Consider the following 22449-nt stretch of genomic DNA (forward strand, 5'->3'; position numbering starts at 1 on the left):
TTAGATTATTCAGCACCTTTTACATAATATTGAACTTTGTATAAAACTAATTGACTAAGGTATGATTGAAAATATCCTAACTCTTCTGATGCTTGTACTACTTCAAGCTGTACTAGGTTTTGATAACCTTCTTTACATTTCCATAGAATCGAAAAGAGCTCCACTCGAAAAGCAAAAGATGGTTCGACAAGTCGGTATCGGACTGGCGATCATTTTAAGAATATTACTGCTTTTTGTGTTAGTGAATTTGATTAAATACTTCCAAGATCCCATTCTTCATATAGACTTATTCGGATGGATTCATGGAACATTCAATATACATGCATTGATTGTATTGTTTGGAGGAGGATTTATTCTTTATACTGCTTTGAAAGAAATTTGGCATCTGGTGTATCTCGAAGAGCATGATTCTGAAGAAAAAGAGAAGGTTTCAACTACTAAGATCATTTCTATGATCGTTTTGATGAATCTTATTTTCTCATTTGATTCTATATTAAGCGCAATGGCTCTTAGTGACGTATTTTGGGTAATGGCTACAGCTATTGTGATCAGTGGTCTGATGATGATGTGGCTATCAGATAAAGTTTCTGCGTTCTTGGCAAAAAATCGACTTTACGAAATATTAGGTCTGTTTATTCTATTTTTGGTAGGAGTGATGCTCCTATCAGAAGGAGGTCACATGGCTGAACTTACCTTGTTTGGTAGTCATGTAACGCCAATGAGTACTACTACTTTCTATTTTGTGATTTTTGTTCTTGTAGCTATTGATATAGTACAGGGTCGATATCAAAAAAAGCTCTTGAAAGCGAAGAAAAAGTAATGTCTCATGCTCAAGCGACGAATACAACCCATTGAAGGCCTTAAAGCTTTTGTTCATGATCTTTTTGATTTACACGAGGATAAACAACGAGAAACCAAGACCATAGAGGATATTAGTAAAGGAGTAGAATTCAAAGGAACTAACCTTTGGATTCTAATCTTTGCGATTATCATAGCATCAGTCGGTCTCAATGTCAATTCAACAGCAGTAATCATTGGAGCAATGTTGATTTCTCCATTGATGGGACCCATTATGGGAATTGGGCTAGGAGCAGGGATCAATGATTTTGAACTTATTAAAAAAGCCTTTTGGAACCTGAGTGTAGCAGTTACCATTAGTATACTCACTTCAGCTATTTATTTCTGGGTTACACCATTGCATGAAGCGCAATCAGAACTGTTGGCGCGAACCAACCCCACACTTTGGGATGTGATGATCGCTTTTTTTGGAGGATTGGCTGGTATTATAGCTGGATCTAGAAAAGAAAAATCAAACGCTATTCCAGGAGTGGCTATTGCTACTGCATTGATGCCTCCTTTATGCACTGCAGGCTACGCTTTGGCAAACATGAATTGGTACTTTTTTCTAGGTGCATTCTATTTGTTTTTTATCAATAGCGTTTTCATCACATTCGCTACTTTCTTGATAGTTAGGTTTCTTAATTACCCTAAGAAGAAATTTGACGACCCATCTACAGAGACACATGTCAAACGATTGATCGCATTCTTTGTAGTATTAACGACTATACCTAGTGTGTATCTAGCATATCACTTGGTGCAAAAGACACTTTTTGAGCAAAATGCTAGAAAGTTTGTTTCAGCAGAATTTAGTAATTGGGAGGAAACAGAAGTGATCAATAAAGATGTATATTATAGTGCCGATAGTAGTGCTATTGAGGTTACTTTGTATGGTAGGCCTTTAAGTGCTGAACAAGTGAAGGATATCGAACGCCAACTACCGATTTTCAATCTTGGTAATGCTAATTTGGTCATTCATCAAGGGTACAAAGAAGAACTGAATTTCGACGCAGAATTTGCTGAGATGAGTTCGAAACTGAAAGTTGATATCATTGAAGACTTATACAAAGACAACAAAGAGCTCATAGCTTCTAAAGATAAGCAAATAGCCTTGTTAGAAAAGGAGCTCATTAAACGAAAATCTACCATTTATCCAGTAGAGGCGGTAGCTGCAGAGATGCAGATACATTACTCTTCACTCACCGAACTTGCAATCTCCGACGTAGTAAGAAGAAGTTTGATTGACAGTACTATGGATACTGTAGCCATTGCAATGGTTAAGTTCAAAAAGCCAATTCGAAAGTCTGAGAAAAACAAAATGCAAGATTGGTTGAGAATAAGATTAGATAGAAGCCAATTGGAAGTGTTAGAGGTTAAGTGAGGTTTTAATTCTATTAGAAAATAAAAAGTTGATTAAGGTACCCACTTTTTTAGCAGTGAAGCAAGTATTTGATTTACAATATTGCTCCAGATTGGATTAAATTAGAAACTATAGAATAGTTGATATTCTTGATCAGATCCGGCAGTAACTCATTTATTTTGAATGAAATAACCTAGTTTATTCAGTATGAAACAAATAGCCTTATTCATTCTTAGCATATTGACTACGCTTGCAGTAGATGCTCAAAAGAAGACATATCTAGATGCGAACAGAATACAGTCTTCACCAGAAAAAGCCAAGTACTATAGATTGATAACTAAAGAAAAAGACCTTAATAGAGTTAGAGTACTAGAGTATTTAGTTGATGGTAATAAGTTATTCACTGACTATCTCTACTTAACCAAGAGTATGCAAGTAAAGGATGGGGCTTATAAAACATACTATCCTAACGAAGGTAACTTGAGAGATCAAGGAATCTACAAGGAAGGTAAGCAAGTTGGTTTAAAAACTGAGTTTTATTCATTCGGTGGTAAAAAAGCACAATACGAATTCAAAGAGACTGACAGATATTGTATTCAGTATTGGGATAAACAAGGAAAACCAAAGCTGCAAGATGGAAACGGTACTTTCTCTGAAAAAAGAGAAAAGGATGGAGTGGAAATTTATTACGAATACAAGAATCATAAACTCTATTGTAGCTATGAATTATTGGAAGATGGGCAGAAGCTCTATCATTCTACAGAAGTAAAAGCGATATATAAAGGAGGAATGCCAGCTTTCTATCGGTTTATTGGTGAGCGCATGATTTATCCTAAAGCAGCTAGAAGGCAAGAAATAGATGGGGTAGTTTTTGTCAAGTTTAATGTCAATACTGATGGGCACGTTGACTATATATCTATTGTCAAAGGTATTCATGTTGATTGTGATCGAGAAGTCAAAAGAGTTGTGTCTATGACAATGGCGAGTTGGGTACCGGCAATGCATAATGGAGAAAAGGTAAAATCAACTTTGGTATTTCCGGTGGTTTTCAGGTTGAATTAAGTTCTGTTTCTTTTAATTATTAATATAATTCAATGTTTATTATCAATTTGAAATATAAAACTGAGTTGGCGAAGGTTGATCAGTATTTAGATGAACATGTTACATTCCTAAATCATCAATATGAACAAGGTAACTTTCTTGCTTCAGGAAGAAAAGTTCCTAGAACTGGTGGTATTATCTTATCTAATGTTGAGTCTTCGCAAAAAATAGAACAAATCATTGAGCAAGATCCTTTCAAAATAAATGATTTGGCTGACTATGAAATTATTGAATTTGTTCCTTCTAAAACTGCAAAAGAGCTGAAATTCCTTCTGGAATAAGTTTATTAGATAGTAAGGCATGGTTGATTCTTTGAGTAACGTGTATTATTTCAAATTTGGCCTGGGATGAGATTGTTTTTAAAGTAACTATGTTGGTTGTGCTTTACACAGTAATGTTCTTCTAAACCCTATTTGAACTTTGATCTAATTTTATTCGTTTTGTGATAAGCCTGTAGGATTTCAATCGTCTCATTATGAGAGTAGCAATAGTATAATATTGCTTGAAATTACTTTTTCCTCAGGTTAAAAACCTAAGAAAGTAGCATTTGATTCTATGGGGAAAAGAGCAATAGTAAGGGTTCTAAGCGAATACAACATACTTTCTGTGGACTTTCAAGAGTATCAAACTTTACAAGAGTTCAAGGATGTAGTTGAATATGAGTTCGAATTGATAGCACAGTATAAAATCAAGAAGGCGCATATAGATATTAGAAGAGTGAAGACCTATCCTGAAGGAGTTAAAGATTATATCATTAAGGAGTGGTTCCCAACGGTCAACAAGTTAGGCTTGGAGTATATAGCTTTCGTTCAACCATATGATATAAGAGGGCAGGTAGATATGTTAGCAGTTCACATGGAAATCTACGAAAGCTCAAAAATGGAGATGTATGAAAATATCTATATGGTGCATTTTAGTGATCCTACGAGTGCCTTAAACTGGTTGTTAGGTGTTTGATTTTTTTTGAGGTAGTTAGCGTGGTTAAATACTATTCAGAAATTCAGTTAAATTAACTTCTGTATCCAGATTCATTTTCTTTCGAATTCTATATCTAGAGGTAAATACACCTCTCTCAGATATACCTAGTAGATACGCCATTTCTTTACTAGAAAAGTTGAGTTTGATCAGAGCACAGTGCTTAAGGTTCGTGCTACTGAGTTCTGGATACTTTTCACGAAGGGTATCATAGAAACCTTCGTTGACTGAAGAAAAGCGTTGATTGAACTCTTCCCATATTTTAGTGTCTCCTTTTTTTAGTGCGCGTATTAAAGATTTTGCTTCTTTGTCTTCGGGGTATTTTTTTAAGATCCCACCCGCTTTTTCAAGCATCTCCTCTTTCTCGATCAAGAGTAAAGTATAAGACGTAAGCTCTTGGTTTTTTAGCTCCAATACTTCCTTATTGTGCTTGTCTTTCTCTTTAGATTTTTTCTTGGTCTCTAGCTGCTTACGTTTCATCTTTCGGTACAGGTAGTATAATCCTAGTATCGAAACCATTGCAAATACAACGATCAAAATAATTCGTAGCCTTAAGATAGATTTTTCAGATTCCGCAACAGAGAGCTTTTGTTTTATTAGTTCTTTTTCTTTTCGTTCAAGCTCCTTAAGGTAAACATTGTTTACATCTACTAGGTCACTATTTCTCGAACTTTTCACACTGTTCCATTTTTCAGAAAGGTCTTTTAAAGCTCTCAAAGAATGGTACGCAGCTTTATAATTCTCTAGCCTGAATTGAATTTTTGATAATCTATTGTAGAGAAATAGTTTTTGTCCTAATTGGCTTTGTAACTCATCAATAGTGACAATTGATTTTTTATAATATTTGACTGCTAGAGCTGGTTTATCCTGCTCATAGATAGAAGCCAGCCTAGAGTAAATAGCTATTAGAGGTACAAGTTCGCCGTTTGTATACTCTCCTTTAGCTCTATGGTTTTCATAAAACTCTTTTAAAGGCATCAGAATTGATTTAGCCTCTTTAATCTTTTGCTGATGTATCAGTATACGAGCTTCTGCAATTAGGACATTTCCGAAATGAAGTGGGTTGGGATTTACTTCTTTAGAAATTTGTTTGCAACTGTCGATATACATTAATGCAGAATCGAATTTCTTCAAACTTATACTAATCAAAGACATATCGTGATAGCCTTCAATTAGTGCTATTTTTTTCATATTACCCGATCTTACTGATTCCTTGAGAAGGACCAATGCCTTTTTTTGATACTCAAGAGCTTCATCAAATTTTCTATAGGTGCGGTAGACACGAGATAAGATATTGAGGTTTTCGTATTGGAGTACGGTGTCTTGTAGAGCTTGAGAAAGAATAAGTGCCTCTCCAGTATTTTCTATAGCATCTATACGTTGTACCAGTCTTAGGTTAAGGTCAGACATTTTTTGTAAGCATTGGACTGCCAGTGTTGTGTCTTCAGTATCTATGGCCTTTTTATATAGATCATTGAATAAAGCAAGTGCTGAATCAGGATGGTTTTTACTGATTTGTATGTTTTCCTGAAATGACTTTTTAAGATTGATATCTTTTGCTTCTAATAAGAAAGAGCCCCCTATTTTGAACAATAAAATTAGAAGAATACCTCTAAACGGTGATCTTAAGAGGCTTTTAGTTATTCGTTTTGAAGTGTAGTACGATAGGCTTTTGTTCGGAGATAACAAGCCCGTTTTGGTCTGGTGTATTTTTGGTGTAGTGTGTTTTTCGTTTTTCAAAAGTGCGCGGGTATACATTTGATTTTTCAATTATACACAAAAAAGACATTGAAGAATCACGGTTTGATGTCTTGTGTTAGGAAATTAAAAAGTTCGTTGAGGTAAGGGTGCGTTATCTGAGTTACTAGTCATCAGAAATCTTATTACCATCTGCACATTGGAAATAGAATGAATGCACCTCCTCTTCGGCTTTTTAATCTTAACTACTAAAACACCTCATCATTTACTACTTTAATTTCTCTCTGTTTGTTACAAAGAATGTATAAGGGAAGAATAAATATTAGAGTCTTAATCTTTTCCTGATCAAAAACTGAACTTCTCAATATCTGTCAAAATAGCCCTCACAATCACGGTTTTTTGAATGAATGTAATATGAAGTGACTACCTAACTTAGATTACCAAATGTTAGAAGAGAATGATACGATTGAATAAGACCATTGCCTTTTTACTCTTGTGGGGAGCTATTGTTGGAGTCGCAGCAGGTCAAAAACAACCCAATGTGATAGTGTTTTCATATGATGACCTACGACCAGAGATCGGAGCTTATAATAGTGATGAAGTAATCACTCCAGCACTAGATGCCCTTGCTGGAGATGGTGTTAGGTTTAACAATGCTGTAGTAAGTTACCCTCTTTGTTTGCCCTCAAGATCATCCATGCTCACTGGTATTCGATTTGACAACAAAAATTTTGTAAGAAATGAACCAGTTCCAGAAGGTATGCGAAAAAAAGACTTTCTGTATTTGTCAATGTTGGGGATGCAAACTACTTGGCCTCAAGTATTACGAGAAGCAGGGTACTGGACAGCTACCAGAGGTAAGCTTTATCATGGAAATGTTCCCAAAGGACATAAGAAGTACTGGGACATACCGGGCTCGACTTACAGCGATCCGGGGCCATATCGAGTAAGTTCAGAGCTACTCAAAAAAGTAGTCGATAAAGGAGGTGTACAAAAGGACGTAGATAAAATGATGTCTGGAGGAAGTGGTCCAGGAGCCTTGGCATATCTATCAATAGACTGCGATGATAATGAACTTCACGAAGGAGCAGTAGCCGATGATGTTATTGATTATTTATTGAACAAAAGAGATAAATCTAAACCTTTTGCTATTTGCGCAGGCTTTAGTCGACCACATTTACCTTGGGTAGCACCTAAGAAGTACTTTGACATGTATCCAGAAGATGCTGGCAAATTGGCTCCAGTACCTGAAGGAGTCAAAAAGGTCATACTAAAAAAAGATTATCGACCTATTAGTTCCAACCTATGGAATGAAGGGCTAAGTGATTCGGAAGCCAAGAAGTTGATAAGAGCATATATGGCTACCACCACCTATGCAGATACTCAAATGGGGCGAATAATAGATGCACTGAAAGAGTCAGGAGAGTATGACAATACCATTATCATCATGTGGGGAGATCACGGCTATCACTTGTCAGAGCATGGATTGTGGCAAAAGAATAAGGACTATTTGGTAAGTAACAGATTCCCATTAATTATCAAAGCTCCAGGTATTAAAGGAGGAAAGCAAAGCAACCGAATGGTTCAGAATATTGATATATATCCCACTTTGATGGCACTGACAGGTGTGAAAAAGCCAGAAGATGTAAAATTTCACGGTCATGATCTGACACCATTATTGAAGAACCCCAAAGCAAAATGGAAATATGATGCAAACTATACCTGTTGGGGACATCGTGGAGTAGTTACAGAGCAGTACAGGTTTACAGATTTTGGTAAAGGAGTTTACGAACTGTATGATCTGACTATTGATCCAGAGGAGTGGAATAACCTTGCTAATCAACCTAAGTACGCTGATTTGGTTAAGGAATTTAAATACAAGTCTGATCAAGTAGTATGGAATAAGAAGTAGGTATAAAATCTAAATGATGAAGTATTGAAGTAGTGCTTATTAATGTTAGTATATACTTAGTAGAGAGAAAAAAAACGCATAAATAGGGAGGGGGATTGTTTACCTCTTTTTGTTGATAAAAACTCTCTGCAATTTGATCCAGCAGAACTTAGCTTAGTCATGGATGTTAATCCAATATTAGTTCGCATTTCGTAACAGAGAGATTTAGAGAGTGCAGTTAAAATTGAACTAATTCTTGGTAAATAGAATTTATAAAAATGATGAAGACTAACATAGTACTTTTATTGATGTGTTTAGGCCTGTTTTTAACGAAGTCGGTCAACGCACAGAAAAAACAACCTAACGTTTTATGGATATTGACTGATGATCAACGTTACGACGCTATTCCTGCATTTAATAAGATGCTACACGGTAGAGCGGAAAGCGCATTAGGGTATGTCGAATCACCGAATGTCGATAAGTTGACAGAGATGGGAACTACTTTCATCAATACCTTTTGTCAAGCTCAGGGATGTGCACCGTCTAGAGCTTCAATGCACTCAGGTCGCTATCCATTTAGATCGGGTATATATCAGTTTGAGTATTTTAATAATAACACTGATAATTCTTATCCGATGCTGCCGGAAGAAATGTCCAAGTTAGGATACCAGACTTTTCATATTGGTAAACTCGGCGTGAGGATCAGAACGCTAAAAGATGGCAAACCTTCGAATTATGATCTCTATGAAACAGATGTGAGCTTCAAGCTTTTAGCTACTGATATGATCCCTGAGTGGGGTAAGTATCCACTGCTTAGAGAAATTGAAGGAATTAAACTCAAGAAGCCAATTAGGAATGTGGTATACCTAAAGGATGCTGACGGTAAGGTGTATTATCAATCCAAGCAATTAGAGGAAGAGAACCCCCAGTTTGCAGGGATGGCTCAGGAAGCATACGACCGATACGGCTTATTCTTTAAGTACAACAACGAAAAAGGACAGCCTTTGACTCCTTTCAATTCAGGGATATTGGCAGGTGAAAGTCCTCAGCCAGCTGGTAAAACGCGTGACGGTAATTATACAGAAGGGTTTATTAAATTTTTGAAATCAGAGAATGAAAAGTTTAAGATGGGAAGTAAGTCTTTCGATGGTGTAGATACCTCAAGACCGTTATTTGCTCATATTGGCTATGACTTTCCACATACACCTGTATTGCCACCAAAAGAATATAAAGATCGATTCGCAAAATACGATTATAAGATTCCAGAGCTGACGGATGAAGAATTCAAAAAGATGGCTAAGGCATTTCAAAAAAGAGTAAAGAGAAGCTATTCCGATAATTTTACAGATGAGCAAAAACAGTTAATGGTAAGGGATTATTATGCTTTCTGTGCTTACGGAGACGCTTTGGTCGGTAAAGCTGTAGATGAGTTTATTTCCTATAGTGAAAACAAAAAACAGGAATGGATGATAGTCTATGTATGTGGTGATCATGGCTGGAAGTTGAACGAACATGGTTCGATAGCAAAGAATACACCTTGGGAGATGGACAGTCACAATCCTATAGTAGTAGTGTCATCCGATAAGAAGAAATTTCCAGCAGGTAAAGTAGTCAGAGACTTTGCAGAGTTCGTAGATATCGCACCGACCATATTGACAGCGGGAGGGGCTGATATATCTAATGATCAATTCAATCATTTAGATGGGCTGGACCTTCAAAAAGTAGGTTCGGGTAAAGCAGTATCTAGAGACTACGTGATAGGAGAGAGTCATCATTCCATTGGCCCTAGAGCCTATATCAGAACTAAAGACTATATGTTCTCAGTAAAAACTCGGCCCAACTCAAAAAGAGGTCTGAATATGAATTGGGCGATGAGTGCTAGTTACGAAGAACTAGATCCAGCACTCTATCATACTACAGTAGATCCAAATGAAATCAATAATGTAGCTTTCGATTCGAAGTATGAAGACATCGCGATGGAAATGAAAAAGAAACTGCTAGACATAGTAATAGGAGATGGAAGAGCAGAAATCAACTGGGGAGGTGATAATTTTGGTAAGAATACCAAAGCCATCGGAACTGAAGTCCATCGAAACAATACGAAACCAGGAGCTCACGACTACAAGCTGAAGCTTTAAAGAAATAGAAATGATGAAAGTCATTCTATCAATTGTTAATAATAGCCTCGAGTTTATACTCGGGGCTAATTGACTATATTACTAAAGTCACTTTCAATATCTAGATAGAATGATATTGAAAGAAGTAAATCACCCATTCTAATTTCAAAAAATATATCATTTCAAACTGATGGTAAGGTTTGGAATATGAATGACTAGTAAACCAAAAAAAGCATACCCCATGATAAGACGCCTTTTAAAAAATAGAAACTTGAATGACAGTGGGCTATTCAGTGTATCAATACCGATAACAGAGTTTAAATGTTCTTCTAAATCAAGAATAGCACTATGGTCAATAGTATTATCTACAATAATCATTTCCTGTACTTCACCAAAGGAACCCTCTAATACTTCTCAAAACAATATCACACTAGACGCTCCAGTCAGCTATGACTTTAGTCAATTGACTCAATCTACCTTAAGAGATATACCAGATATGGTAGCAAGTTCTCCCAACGGAAAGGAGATCAAGGTTAATAACCAATATGTAACTATGAACGGAGAACCTTGGATACCATCATATGGTGAATTTCATTATCAACGGTATCCAGCCGAGCACTGGGAAGATGCGTTGATCAAGATGAAAGCTCAAGGTTTCGATGGAGTATCCGCCTATGTGCTATGGATCATGCATGAAGAGATCGAAGGAGAATGGGACTTTTCAGGAGATAATGACCTCAGAAGATTCATAGAACTATGTGCTAAGCACGACCTCAAGTTTTTCGCTAGAATAGGCCCTTGGGTCAATGGAGAGGTGAGAAATGGCGGTCATCCAGATTGGTTAGTGGCAAGGTTAGGCAATAAAAAGAATCCATTTGGTAATAGCGGTCGTGGAGGTAAGCTAAGAACTATGGCTCCTGAGTATTTAGCAGCTGTTGATAAACTTTATGAGAAACTAGCCGAACAAATGAAAGGTCTGTACTGGAAAGACGGCGGTCCCATATATGCGATTCAGTTTGATAATGAATTCTCACATCATGTATCTAAGGGAGATGCATCGCTCATTGATTGGGAAAAGGAGACAGCACTAAAATATGGAATGGATGTACCACTTTATACAGTGACTGGATGGGCACACGCTCCATTTACACAAGACAATACGATACCAACTTATGGTTCTTATGCCGACTACTTTTGGATTCCAGCAGAAGCTGAGCATGTGACCGAAGCCTTCAGTTTCAGTGTCTTCAGAGCCAAGAATGACATAGATACTGAAAACAATAAAGACAGTGGGGTAGAAATTAAGAGCCTACCGCACTATGAAGAGAACCCATACATGACTTGTGAAACCGGTATAGGAATGGATATGGCCTATCATCGACGAACCAATGTCAGTCACCTAGACAATGCAGCACTATCACTTGTAGAGTTTGGAAGTGGAGCCAATGGCTTAGGCTATTTCATGAATGTAGGAGGTAACAACCCCAAAGGAAAACTGACATACATGAACCGAGATATCGAGCAAGGGGCAAATGATAATGGAGTAATTAGCCGTGATTTTCAAGCAGCGATAGGAGAGTTTGGGCAAGTAAGGAAGAGCTTTCATGAGTTGAAAACGCAACTGCTTTTCATGGCTGATTTTGGAAAGTATGTGGCTCCATGTAAGACTTATGTGCACGAGTCCATAGATGATACCAAAGGCTTTAGACTGGGTCAAACCGATAAGCTCCAAAGTGCCATTAGGACAGATGGCAAGACAGGTTTTGTCTTTGTGAATAACCATCACATGTTTGATACCACCTATCAGTTTAGCAATGTTCAGTTTGAAGTGAAGTTCAAAGACGAGACGCTAATGATTCCAGAAAAGCCTATAAATATTGTACCTCATACTTATTTCTATTGGCCTTTCAATTTGATGCTTGAGGGAATCAATATCAAGTATGCTACCGCTCAGCCGGTACTATCATTAGACGAAAGTCAAACTTATGTGTTCTTTGAAAATGAAGGCATTCCAGCAGAATTTGTTTTTGAGAATATCGAAGCAGTGGAAGCTAATAACGCTGATGTCATAGAATCATCTAATGGTGCGATGGTCACTGTTACAAAAGCAGGCTTGGATTGTTATATTGATATCAAGAAAAAGGGAGGGAAAACTATCCGCATATTGATCTTGACACAAGATCAAGCGAAGCAGCTATATAAAAATAATGATAAGCTATACCTGTCAGACGCTGAGGTGTTGAAGTTTGACAGTGTGAAAAGCGAACTACAACTCATTAGTGAGCAAACCAATAACTCAGTTTGGGTTTATCCTTCAAACACGATTGATGGAATAGGAACACAGAAGGCAGGACTCTTTGATAAGTTTGAAGTCAATTTCGAGCCAGAGCAGGTAGCCATGACTTATCAACAGACACAAGACGGGAAGGGCTTGACTTTCGAAAACAGATCTAATAATAGAAAGAAAGGATATAAGATAGCAAGACCTCTAGATTCTGTTTGGCATCAAGGAGCAGTAGTAGAGTTAGCATTTGCGGAAGGAATACCATCAAACTTGAATGACGTCAGAGTAAAAGTAGATTATAAAGCTAGTGCCCTTCGATTCTACAAAAATGGTGAGTTCAAGTATGATAATTACTTCAATGGCAATGTCTTTGAGCTAAGTACCAAACACTTACTATCAGATTATAGTACTGATATGAAATTGGAATTGAAATTCATACCGCTACAACCAAAGGATCAAGTGTACATAGCAGGAGAGTATTGGCCGGAGCTGAATATGACCGAAAATGTGCTAGACATCAATAGTATCAAAGCAGTGCCGGTGTATGAGCGTACTTTTAAACTTTGATAAATCGTAAGATATACCAGAGAAATAGCCGTTGTCCTGACAAGCATTTTTACGCTTGTGTGAGAATGATTGTCAGGATCGGTAGTTTCTCATTAATGAAGAATGGATGTCAAAAATCACAAACATTGCTATGAAACTAATCGGAACACTTGTTTTCGTACTATTGATTCAGCACTCATTTGCGCAAAGGCTGCAACCAATAAAGTCGGTTCCTCAAGCAGGCAAGGCAGTAGCTTTGACTTTTGATGATGGGATACGACCTGAAATTCATAGTCAGATGTTGGATATTCTTCGAAAGGAAAATGTACAAGTCACTTTCTATCCAATAGGGGATAACTCAGATGAAAAGAAGCTCATTAAGAGAACCATCAAAGAAGGGCATGAGATAGGCAATCACTCGATGTCCCACCCTGTTTTGATCTCTTTGAGTGATGAGGAATTGACAAAGGAGATCGTTGACTTTCAAGACAAGTTCAAAGAAGAATTTGGATATACTCCGAAGACCTTCAGAGCACCGAAGTTGAAGTATGATGACCGAGTGATGAAAGTGTTGGTATCACAAAATCTAGTGCCTGTCAATGCCTCAGTCGGAACCCGTGACTATGCTAAAGAAACGACCGAGCAATACATCTATGAAACGGCAACTACTTCTCCCAAACTTGATAATGGACGGATCATATTGATGCATGAAGTACAAAAGACCTTGAACGTGCTTCCTGACATTATCAAATATTATAAGGAACAAGGATTCAAGTTTTTGACAGTTTCCCAGATGTTAGAATTAAGACCAAGTGATTGACCGAACTAACTGAAGTTTAATACCACTTTTGAAAAGAATAAAGATGAGACTAATACTACTATTTCTTTTACCTATCATCGGACTGACTAAGGTCGAGTCTAAAACCAATCCGCCCAATGTCATAATCATCTTCGCTGATGATCTCGGCTATGGAGACTTAAAATGTTTCGGAGGAGCCAAAGGGTACCAAACACCTTCATTAGATAAGATGGCCGCTGAGGGTATGAAGTTCACAGACTTCTCAGTCTCCAACCCAATATGCACACCCTCAAGAGCTGCGTTACTGACAGGAAGATACCCTCATCGATGGGGATACAAAGGAGGAGTATTCTTTCCTAGAGATACTAAAGGTATGCCACAGAGTGAAGAGACCATAGCGGAGATGTTGAAAGCTAAAGGCTATAAAACAGCCGCCGTAGGTAAGTGGCATCTTGGCCACAAACCAGAATTCTTACCTACCAGCCAAGGATTTGACGAATATTTTGGGATACCATACAGCAATGATATGTGGCACGATGGTGATGCACCAATTCACAAGGATGCCAAGATCCTAGAAGGATATACTATAGAAGACTATAAGTCCTATACCAAGGATCAAATGACGAAAGAGAATATCAAGAAATACCGTGACAAAGTTCCCTTGGTGGAAGGTGAGCAGGTGATCGAATGGCCAGTAGATCAAACCCAGTTGACCAAACGCTATACAGATAGAGCCATTAGTTTTATCCAAAAGAATAAGAAAAAGCCATTCTTCCTATACATGGCACACACTATGCCGCATACTCCCTTATTTGCCTCCGAGCAATTCAAAGGTAAAACTGAAAGAGGGCTCTATGGAGATGTAGTCGAGGAAATAGATTGGTCAGTGGGACAAGTACTGCAAGCAATTAAAAAAGCCGGAATCGAGAAAAATACCTTAGTGGTTTTTACCTCTGATAATGGTCCTTGGTTAGTCAAAAAACAAAATGGCGGATCAGCCGGTGATCTCAGAGGAGGTAAGATGACTACTTTCGAAGGAGGAGTCAGAGTTCCCTGCATAGCGCAGTGGAAAGGAATGATTCCAGAGGGCAAAGTATGCAAACAGCATATAGCTTCAATGGATTTGCTACCTACTATCGCTACACTGGCAGGAGTATCATTGCCAAATGATAGAGCTATAGATGGAATAGATGTGTCTCATATTTTGAAAGGTAATTTTAATCAAGACACAGGTAGAGAATTTTATCTCATAGCTTTTAACAACAGAGATATGAGTATACGAGTAGGAGACTGGAAGTACAGAAAAGGCACTCCCACCAATATACCTAATAAAAAGTTGGATCTAGAAATTCAACTTTTCAACTTAAAAGACGATCCAAATGAACGAAACAATCTCGCTGATCAATACCCTAATAAAGTAAAGGAAATGGCTGCGTTATTGGATGAGAAATTCGCTGAAATAAAACAGTAAGCGGACGCCTCAGGTTGATCACATGTAATGCTTGGTTGATAAGATGTAACGTCTGGTTGGTCACATGTAATGCTTGGTTGATGAGATGTAACGTCTGGTTGATCACATGTAATGCTTGGTTGATGAGATGTAACGTCTGGTTGATCACGTGTAATGCTTGGTTGATGAGATGTAACGTCTGGTTGATCACATGTAATGCCTGGTTGATGAGATGTAACGTCTGGTTGATCACATGTAATGCTTGGTTGATGAAATGTAATGTCTGGTTGATCACATGTAATGCTTGGTTGATGAGATGTAACGTCTGGTTGGTCACCTATAATGCTTGGTTGATGAGATGTAACGTCTGGTTGGTCACATGTAATGCTTGGTTGATGAGATGTAACGTCTGGTTGATCACATGTAATGTTTGGTTGATGAGATGTAACGTCTGGTTGATCACATGTAATGCTTAGTTGATGAGATGTAACGTCTGGTTGGTCACCTATAATGCTTGGTTGATGAGATGTAACGTCTGGTTAATCACATGTAATGCTTAGTTGCAGTAAGTCATCGTGTTTGACTTAAGGTATCCAATGTTTACTGTAGAGGAGGCTGTGTTTACGCTCGAGTATGCTGTGTTTGCTTTTAACCCCATTGTGTTTAGAATTGAGATAGCTGTGTTTGAGCTAGAGGGGTCTATGTTTGAAGTCAAGGGGCTTATGTTTGGTTGGGAGATAGCTATGTTTGATGTAAAGGGCCTTGTGTTTAAGATCAAGGGCTTTGTGTTTGGCTCAGAGAGGTCTGTGTTTGAAAATATAGGCTAATCACTATTATTTGTAATTGGATACAGTCGCTTTTAGTATTGTAATAAATGTATATTGAAAAAAAATACTACCCTAGGTATCCATTAAATCAATGTGTAGATATGATATGGGTAGGTACAGCACCTGAGCTTAAAACAAGTTCAAGTCATCATGCAGCATTATTTACTGAACTTATTTTTAACTACGGAGACACCTTCATTTTAGATGGTCAAAACGTCGAAAACATACACTCTAGGTTCGACCATCAAATTTTGTCAGGGTTAAAAACAGAACCATTTCAAGTAAGCGTTTCAGGGAAGTATAACAATGCAGGACTTATATTAAAACCATATTGCTATGGTATGCTTTATAATAAGTTTGGGTCTAAGATATTCGATCAAGTCTCTGAAATAATTTTTGAACAATTTTTTGCAACCTTAGATCCAGATCTAGACAAGTTAGAACGCGACTTGTTCAAGGCATTTGGGAACCCTTCTATAGATCTTGATTTTAAAAAATTTGAATACCATCTAGCTAAGAGCTTTGTACAAAAGGGAAGTTTAAAGCAATTCAGTGATTCAATTTCAAGTTCACAAAAAAGTTTTATTCAGAAGTTTAAAACTCATTATCACATTACTCCTAGCGAATACATAAGATTAAAGCAAGTAAATTATGCTATTCAAATGTTGCAGGATAGTAAATCAAAGAAACTAATTCATATTGGCCTCGATTCTGGATTCTATGATCAGTCACATTTTATTAGAGTTTTTAAGAAGCACTGTGGAGTGACTCCAAAACAATTTTTGCAAGGGTAAATTCTGTACAATTTTATCAAGATTTCCACTTCTACTTTCGATCATTAAATCACTAAGTATTCAATGAAATTGATAAAATGGGAAAGAAATTGAAATCAAAAAAACGCATCGAAGTAAATGGAGGAGCTCTTAACTATTATGAAGTAGGTACAGGTATACCAGTAGTATTTGTTCAAGGTATCTGGGTCTCGTGTAGAATTTGGGATGATACAGTCGATAATTTAGCAATAAATGCTCGAACTTATCAAGTTGAATGGCCTATAGGTGGTCACCGAGAATCATTGAAAAATGCGGATCTATCCCCACATGGTGTAGCGGCATTAGTTTTGGAGTTTATTGAGCGATTAGATTTGACCAATGTTATACTCGTTGGTAATGATTCGGGAGGCGCAATTTGTCAACTTGCTGTCACTGCGGATAACCCTGCGGTCGACCGAATTGCAGGTCTGTTACTTACGAATGTTGACTGCTATGAGAAATTTCCACCTAAGGAAATGATTCCATTAAGAGACTTATGTATTTCAAACCCCTCTGAAGCAAACAATGTATTTGCAAGTTTATTAAAAGGGCCAGAGGGTGTCACCCAATTCATGAAAACGGTTTGTAGTAAAACAATACCTTTAGATCAGGCTATGGCACTTTTGGCTAACGTCAATGAAATTGAGCAAAGCCGTGCAGATTCGGTTACTTTTATAGCAGGCGCTGATAGTCAAACCACTACATTACAGGCAGTGAGTCGTTTTGCTAACCTAACTTATCCAGTGACAATTGTTTGGGGTGATGGAGATGAAGTATTTCCAATATCCGATGGCGAAAAGCTAGCCAGAGATTTTCCAAATGCAACCTTAGTACGTTTAGAGGGGTTGAAAACGTTTATTCCTCTTGAAGATCCAAAAGCATTGGCGAAGGCTCTAAATGAACTCATACAACAGGTGTCGATACCAGCTCCAGCTATCAATAAGTGATAAAGTATTGAATATTGTTATTAGATAGAGTTGATACCTAGTGAAAAAGCACCTAAAAGGTGCTTTTTTATACAAGGTTTTGATGTAGTAAATAACTCAGTAACTCTTCATAGAAGGTTGGTAATAGCGTCTAGTTGATCGCAAGTAATGCTTGGCCGATCATTTGTAATTGGAGACCGTCAGATATAGTATTGCTGATCGAAATAAAAGAAACCAGCGTGTTGCTTACTCAGATACTCGCACAACTTGAATCTATGAAATACAGTACTCAGCTATTGATTTTGATCCACTCACTTCTACTCTCTCTCTCGTTGAGTGCCCAGAACGATGATTATACACCTCCAAAAGCTATTGTAGGAACTAGTGAGTTTTTCGGAGGTATGTATCCAGTTGGTTGGTCTCAAGACGAATATTATTTCGCTTGGATCAGGTACAATACTGACACAGGTGAAGCTGATCCACCACAAGGGTACTTTTTCAAATTGATAATACAAGATGTGAGAAGCGATAAAGAAGTGTATAATAGAACGATATTCGGTAGTGACCTATGTGGAGATAAGGACTGTCGTTTCACACAGGAGTCTATCTGGCAGAATTATGGTCAAGAGCTTAACACAAAGCTTCGTGAATATGGAATAGTCCAAGACAAGAACATCAAACTGTTGAAATTCCCATTGTCCGCAAATGGTATGACGTACGATATCAAATTAGACTTTGAAAAGTCAAATTATGGAGAAAATCAAAATGAGGAAATATCCATCAAGAGTGATCTAGGAAGTAAGGTGATCTACAATAAAACATATAACCAACCTAATCAACCTAACCCGCCGCTTGAATCCGAAGTGAGAGGAGGCTTCCTATCACCAAGCTCCAAGAGAGCTGTAATCGTGAAAGAAAGTAAGTATAGAGGATTTGAAGACGAACGACTATTATTGCCAACGCTCATAGGGGCTCATCTGATCGCTGGATTTAAGAAATAAGTCAACTAAGCACCTTACATAAACTTAACAAAAGGCCTTTAAAATCTATTTGAAGGCCTTTTTTGCTCTCTACTCACCTTACAATAATTGAATTTGGGTATCTAAGATGTTCTAGTCTGTCATTGGTATGGTTAATTTGTCTACAGAAATGATTGATGATTAATTAATACAGAATGAAGAAAATAATCTTTGCCCTAATATTCACCCTTTCCCTCTCTCAATTGGTCTTAGCTCAGGTTAAGAATTGGAAGAATCCAAAATCCAGCACTACTATCGAAATGGCCCAGTGGGAGGTAGGAGACATTATCTATACTACGAAAAAGAAAGTAGAGAAACCTTTCGCACAAGAAGCATATGCTATCGTGACTGGAAACGGTCAGACCCAAAAGATTCCTATGTTTTACAATGGCAACAAAGAGTGGGTATTTCGCTACTCAAGTGACGAAGTAGGAGCGAAGACTTTTGTCATTGAATCAGCCTTAAAAGAATTAAATGGAAAAAAAGGTAACATCAAGATTATCTCAAATACGAAGACTAATAGACATGGAGGTATAGTACTACATGAAGATAATCCTCAGCGGTTCTTCTATGAAGACGGATCTCATTACTTCAATTTGGCTTTTGAATGTGATTGGTTGTTTGCTTTGGATTATGGACAAGATGAATTGAAGAAGACAGATCATCTGCTTTCATTGGTAGAAGAAAATGGATTCAATCAAGTCGTGATGAATGTCTACACTTATGATGTCAAGTGGAAGAAAGATCCTAAGCTAAAAGAACATCCTGAGCATGAATATGGAGGTAGAGAAGATATTTTTCCATTCTTAGGGTCTAACTCAGATCCAGACTATAGCGCACTCAATGTCGACTTCTTCAAGCATTTTGACAAAGTGATGACCAATATGCACGACAAAGAGATAGTCAGCCACTTGATGATCTATGTATGGAACAAACTTGTTAACTGGCCTGAAATACAGTCTGACGCAGATAACATGTATTATGACTATGTCATCAAGAGATATCAAGCGTTTCCCAACTTGATCTGGGATGTTTCTAAGGAAGCCTTGAGCTATGGCAAAGTAGGCGAAGAGTACATTTTGGAGCGTATAGAGCGCACTCGTGAGCTCGATTCTTATAAGCGTCTTGTCTCAGTTCATGACTATGGTTTTTGTAAGCGAAACTCAGAGAAAGTCGATTTCATTTCCCTTCAAAACTGGGACTACACCTTATACAATATCATGTATGATGCGCTGCAAGAGTTTCCTGACAAGCCTATTTTCAATATAGAACATGGAGGATATGAAGAGTCACCATATTGGGTATTTCCGGGAGCATATATCAATGCAGAGACATGTTTGCGAAGAAATTACAAATGTGTTTTCGCAGGAGGCTATTCGACTTACTACTGGCAAGGTACCTCATGGAATGCCATTATTCACAATCCATACGAACAGCCTGATGACTTCATTAAGCCTCATTTTGAGTATTTCAAGCATATGAGAACATTGATGGATTCTGTAAACTTTGAAAACTGTAGAAACTGGCCTCAGTTCAATCACAGTGGATACAACTTAATCAATGAAAAAGATGGGATTTACCTGATCTATGTACCGAAAGAGAGTCACTATGCAGCGACTAGGTTAGCAATGAGAAAATACAACACCGATGACGCAACGATTCAATGGTTCAATGTATTGACAGGTGAGTTTACAGAACTACAGAGCTATAAGAAAGGTAAGCCATCAGCTTGGGATCAACACCATCCACGTCCATTCCGATACGAAGTAGATGCTGTACTTATAGTCCGTGGTCTTAAGCCTCTAGAGAAGTAAGTCGCTGATATAATACTTAATTAAGAGTGTCAGTTCTATTACGATTTTCGATTCCGTAATAGAATTGACACTTTTTTTGTTTCATAGAGTCTTCGTTCATTTTTCGTTGAGTCTTATTTTTCTTCAAGAATTGATGTTTTGAATTCAAAATGAATTTGTTTTGAAACGGGATCACATTTCCCGGTTTAACCGCAGGGCGGTAGCCCTTAGGATTTAATTCCTCGATCTTTGGGTCGAGCCTAAATAAAGTTCCGAAGATACTTCACCTCTTTGGGTCGGGTAACTTCATTGATTTGAATTGATAAGAAATGAACAAAGCATTTTTACTGGGCTTATTGTTAATAGCCTCTTTAGCCCTAACTGCGCAACCTAAAGTATGGAAATCTCCTAGGTCTGTGACTTCTGCACAATGGGAAGTAAACGACCTTACATATACTGTCAAACAAAAGTTTGATAAACCATTCTTACAAGAAGCATTTGCTATTGTAAAAGACGAAGTAGGAGAGCAACGCATTCCTCTTTTCTACAATGGGGGTGATCAATGGGTGTTTCGCTACAGTAGTGCTACTATAGGTAAGAAAACTTTCGTAGTCGAGTCCGACATCAAAGAACTGAACGGTAAGAAAGGTAAAATCACAATTACTAAAAATGCAAAGACTGACCGTCATGGAGGAATAGTCTTGAAAGACAAAGATCCCAATCACTTTTACTATGAAGACGGTAAGCATTATTTCAATCTAGCCTTTGAGTGTGATTGGCTGTTTGCATTAGACTATGGGCAGCAAGAGATTCCTAAGACTAAGCATCTACTTTCTCTTCTCAACAAACATAAGCTCAATCAGATAGTGATGAATGTTTATTCCTATGATGTGAAATGGCCCAAAGATCCTAAGTTGGCAGATCATCCTGAGCATGAATATGGTGAGAGAGAAGATATTTTCCCGTTTTTAGGTTCCAATTCTGACCCTGATTTTAGCTCTCTAAATGTAGACTTCTTTAAGCATTTTGATAAAGTTATTGCTGAGATGCATGATCAAGAGATAGTAAGTCATTTAATGATCTATGTGTGGAACAAGGAAGTAAACTGGCCTGACATGGAATCTGAAGCAGATAACATGTATTATGATTATGTAGTCAAGAGATATCAAGCTTATCCCAACATCATATGGGATGTATCCAAAGAGGCACTTCACTATACTCGTGCGACCAAGGAGTATATACTAGAGAGAGTAGAAAGAACGAGAAAGGTGGATTCTTACAATCGATTGGTCTCTGTACATGATTATGGATTCTGTAGAAACAATGCTGACAAAGTCGATTTCATCTCTATGCAAAACTGGAAGCACACGCTTTATCAGACTATGCTTACTGCCGCAAAAGATTTTCCAAACAAACCCATCTTCAACATAGAGCATGGGGGATATGAAGAATCACCATATGTAGTGTTTCCAGGCGCATACGTCAATGCGGAGACGTGCTTACGTAGAAACTATATGTGCTTGTTCGCAGGAGGGTATACCACATACTATTGGCAAGGAGCTTCATGGAATGTACTGATTCACAATCCATTTGAGCAGCCAACTGATTTCCCTAAACCGAAGTTTGAGTACTTCACTCACATGGCAACATTCTTTGATCAATTTGACTTTTCTAAATTCAAGCCTTGGGAACAAGCCAACTCTGCGGGTTACAATTTGACAAACGAAGAGGACGGAATCATGCTGACTTATACTCCTAAGGAAAATCAGTGGGTAGGATTAGGTGCTGCTAAGAAGAAGTTCGATACCAGCAATGTTACTCGGCAATGGTTCAATACTCAGACTGGAGAATTTAGCAAAGAGGAACCATATGATACTAAGAAACATGGTTTTTGGGATGATAGACCTTGGAAGTATGAGGCAGATGCCATCATGATTGTTAGAGGATTAAAGAAGAAATAATACTCATTACTACCACTTGCTCTTTTTTATAAATTGGATTGTTGAGTCTTCAA

At 37.7% G+C, this 22449-nt stretch carries 17 protein-coding genes; 16 read left to right on the forward strand and 1 reads right to left on the reverse strand.

The genetic code is table 11. From position 1 onward, the window contains the following. The first annotated feature begins 61 nt into the window (after positions 1-61). The 5 genes from DKG80_RS01780 to DKG80_RS01800 all read left to right on the forward strand — a co-directional run bounded on the left by DKG80_RS01780 (position 62) and on the right by DKG80_RS01800 (position 4255). Complete coding sequence (locus DKG80_RS01780) at positions 62-820, forward strand: TerC family protein (RefSeq protein ID WP_109829571.1); 759 nt, start codon at positions 62-64, stop codon at positions 818-820. A 6-nt stretch (positions 821-826) separates the two neighbouring features. Continuing rightward, positions 827-2218, forward strand: coding sequence for a TIGR00341 family protein (locus DKG80_RS01785; RefSeq protein WP_109829572.1), 1392 nt, complete (start codon positions 827-829; stop codon positions 2216-2218). A gap of 186 nt (positions 2219-2404) precedes the next feature. After that, complete coding sequence (locus DKG80_RS01790) at positions 2405-3259, forward strand: energy transducer TonB (protein ID WP_109829573.1); 855 nt, start codon at positions 2405-2407, stop codon at positions 3257-3259. 32 nt (positions 3260-3291) lie between these two features. After that, on the forward strand, positions 3292-3579 hold the full coding sequence (locus tag DKG80_RS01795; RefSeq protein WP_109829574.1) for a YciI family protein: 288 nt from the start codon (positions 3292-3294) through the stop codon (positions 3577-3579). A 274-nt stretch (positions 3580-3853) separates the two neighbouring features. Continuing rightward, on the forward strand, positions 3854-4255 hold the full coding sequence (locus DKG80_RS01800) for a hypothetical protein (RefSeq protein ID WP_109829575.1): 402 nt from the start codon (positions 3854-3856) through the stop codon (positions 4253-4255). 24 nt (positions 4256-4279) lie between these two features. Here the strand turns inward: DKG80_RS01800 and DKG80_RS01805 are convergent, their stop codons facing one another. After that, complete coding sequence (locus DKG80_RS01805) at positions 4280-5866, reverse strand: helix-turn-helix transcriptional regulator (RefSeq protein ID WP_109829576.1); 1587 nt, start codon at positions 5864-5866, stop codon at positions 4280-4282. A 562-nt stretch (positions 5867-6428) separates the two neighbouring features. On the opposite strand from DKG80_RS01805, the gene DKG80_RS01810 reads away from it, so the two are divergent. The 11 genes from DKG80_RS01810 (at position 6429) to DKG80_RS01860 (ending at position 22396) form a co-directional block, all read left to right on the forward strand. Then, a complete protein-coding gene (locus DKG80_RS01810) occupies positions 6429-7883 on the forward strand; it encodes a sulfatase (protein WP_109829577.1) in 1455 nt (484 codons plus the stop codon). A gap of 260 nt (positions 7884-8143) precedes the next feature. Next, positions 8144-10000, forward strand: coding sequence for a sulfatase-like hydrolase/transferase (locus tag DKG80_RS01815; RefSeq protein WP_109830183.1), 1857 nt, complete (start codon positions 8144-8146; stop codon positions 9998-10000). A gap of 220 nt (positions 10001-10220) precedes the next feature. Continuing rightward, a complete protein-coding gene (locus DKG80_RS01820; protein WP_162555624.1) occupies positions 10221-12830 on the forward strand; it encodes a beta-galactosidase in 2610 nt (869 codons plus the stop codon). 106 nt (positions 12831-12936) lie between these two features. After that, a complete protein-coding gene (locus DKG80_RS01825; RefSeq protein ID WP_109829579.1) occupies positions 12937-13629 on the forward strand; it encodes a polysaccharide deacetylase family protein in 693 nt (230 codons plus the stop codon). 43 nt (positions 13630-13672) lie between these two features. Further along, complete coding sequence (locus DKG80_RS01830; RefSeq protein ID WP_109829580.1) at positions 13673-15079, forward strand: sulfatase family protein; 1407 nt, start codon at positions 13673-13675, stop codon at positions 15077-15079. A 575-nt stretch (positions 15080-15654) separates the two neighbouring features. Beyond that, a complete protein-coding gene (locus tag DKG80_RS01835; protein ID WP_109829581.1) occupies positions 15655-15885 on the forward strand; it encodes a hypothetical protein in 231 nt (76 codons plus the stop codon). A 47-nt stretch (positions 15886-15932) separates the two neighbouring features. Then, a complete protein-coding gene (locus DKG80_RS01840; RefSeq protein ID WP_109829582.1) occupies positions 15933-16679 on the forward strand; it encodes a helix-turn-helix transcriptional regulator in 747 nt (248 codons plus the stop codon). Between the two features lie 77 nt (positions 16680-16756). Continuing rightward, positions 16757-17644, forward strand: a complete 888-nt coding sequence (locus tag DKG80_RS01845) for an alpha/beta fold hydrolase (RefSeq protein ID WP_109829583.1) — start codon at positions 16757-16759, stop codon at positions 17642-17644. 254 nt (positions 17645-17898) lie between these two features. Then, on the forward strand, positions 17899-18624 hold the full coding sequence (locus tag DKG80_RS01850) for a hypothetical protein (protein WP_162555625.1): 726 nt from the start codon (positions 17899-17901) through the stop codon (positions 18622-18624). A gap of 173 nt (positions 18625-18797) precedes the next feature. Next, positions 18798-20456 carry an apiosidase-like domain-containing protein gene (locus DKG80_RS01855; protein WP_109829585.1) on the forward strand — a complete coding sequence of 553 codons (1659 nt, stop codon included), beginning with the start codon at positions 18798-18800 and terminating at the stop codon, positions 20454-20456. Positions 20457-20764: 308 nt separating this feature from the next. After that, positions 20765-22396 (forward strand): apiosidase-like domain-containing protein, encoded by a 1632-nt coding sequence (locus DKG80_RS01860; protein ID WP_109829586.1) that lies wholly within the window; start codon positions 20765-20767, stop codon positions 22394-22396. Positions 22397-22449: the final 53 nt, after the last annotated feature.

Origin of the sequence: Reichenbachiella versicolor (genome assembly GCF_003171675.1) — a bacterium.
In the GTDB taxonomy this organism is placed as follows: Bacteria; Bacteroidota; Bacteroidia; order Cytophagales; family Cyclobacteriaceae; genus Reichenbachiella; species Reichenbachiella versicolor.

Coding starts and splice junctions, on each gene's coding strand:
- DKG80_RS01845 (WP_109829583.1), top strand. CDS start 16,757: ATGGGAAAGAAATTGAAATCAAAAAAACGCATCGAAGTAAATGGAGGA.
- DKG80_RS01800 (WP_109829575.1), top strand. CDS start 3,854: ATGGGGAAAAGAGCAATAGTAAGGGTTCTAAGCGAATACAACATACTT.
- DKG80_RS01820 (WP_162555624.1), top strand. CDS start 10,221: ATGATAAGACGCCTTTTAAAAAATAGAAACTTGAATGACAGTGGGCTA.
- DKG80_RS01860 (WP_109829586.1), top strand. CDS start 20,765: ATGAACAAAGCATTTTTACTGGGCTTATTGTTAATAGCCTCTTTAGCC.
- DKG80_RS01830 (WP_109829580.1), top strand. CDS start 13,673: ATGAGACTAATACTACTATTTCTTTTACCTATCATCGGACTGACTAAG.
- DKG80_RS01785 (WP_109829572.1), top strand. CDS start 827: ATGCTCAAGCGACGAATACAACCCATTGAAGGCCTTAAAGCTTTTGTT.
- DKG80_RS01780 (WP_109829571.1), top strand. CDS start 62: ATGATTGAAAATATCCTAACTCTTCTGATGCTTGTACTACTTCAAGCT.
- DKG80_RS01810 (WP_109829577.1), top strand. CDS start 6,429: ATGATACGATTGAATAAGACCATTGCCTTTTTACTCTTGTGGGGAGCT.
- DKG80_RS01795 (WP_109829574.1), top strand. CDS start 3,292: ATGTTTATTATCAATTTGAAATATAAAACTGAGTTGGCGAAGGTTGAT.
- DKG80_RS01855 (WP_109829585.1), top strand. CDS start 18,798: ATGAAGAAAATAATCTTTGCCCTAATATTCACCCTTTCCCTCTCTCAA.
- DKG80_RS01835 (WP_109829581.1), top strand. CDS start 15,655: ATGTTTACTGTAGAGGAGGCTGTGTTTACGCTCGAGTATGCTGTGTTT.
- DKG80_RS01825 (WP_109829579.1), top strand. CDS start 12,937: ATGTCAAAAATCACAAACATTGCTATGAAACTAATCGGAACACTTGTT.
- DKG80_RS01850 (WP_162555625.1), top strand. CDS start 17,899: ATGAAATACAGTACTCAGCTATTGATTTTGATCCACTCACTTCTACTC.
- DKG80_RS01840 (WP_109829582.1), top strand. CDS start 15,933: ATGTATATTGAAAAAAAATACTACCCTAGGTATCCATTAAATCAATGT.
- DKG80_RS01790 (WP_109829573.1), top strand. CDS start 2,405: ATGAAACAAATAGCCTTATTCATTCTTAGCATATTGACTACGCTTGCA.
- DKG80_RS01815 (WP_109830183.1), top strand. CDS start 8,144: ATGAAGACTAACATAGTACTTTTATTGATGTGTTTAGGCCTGTTTTTA.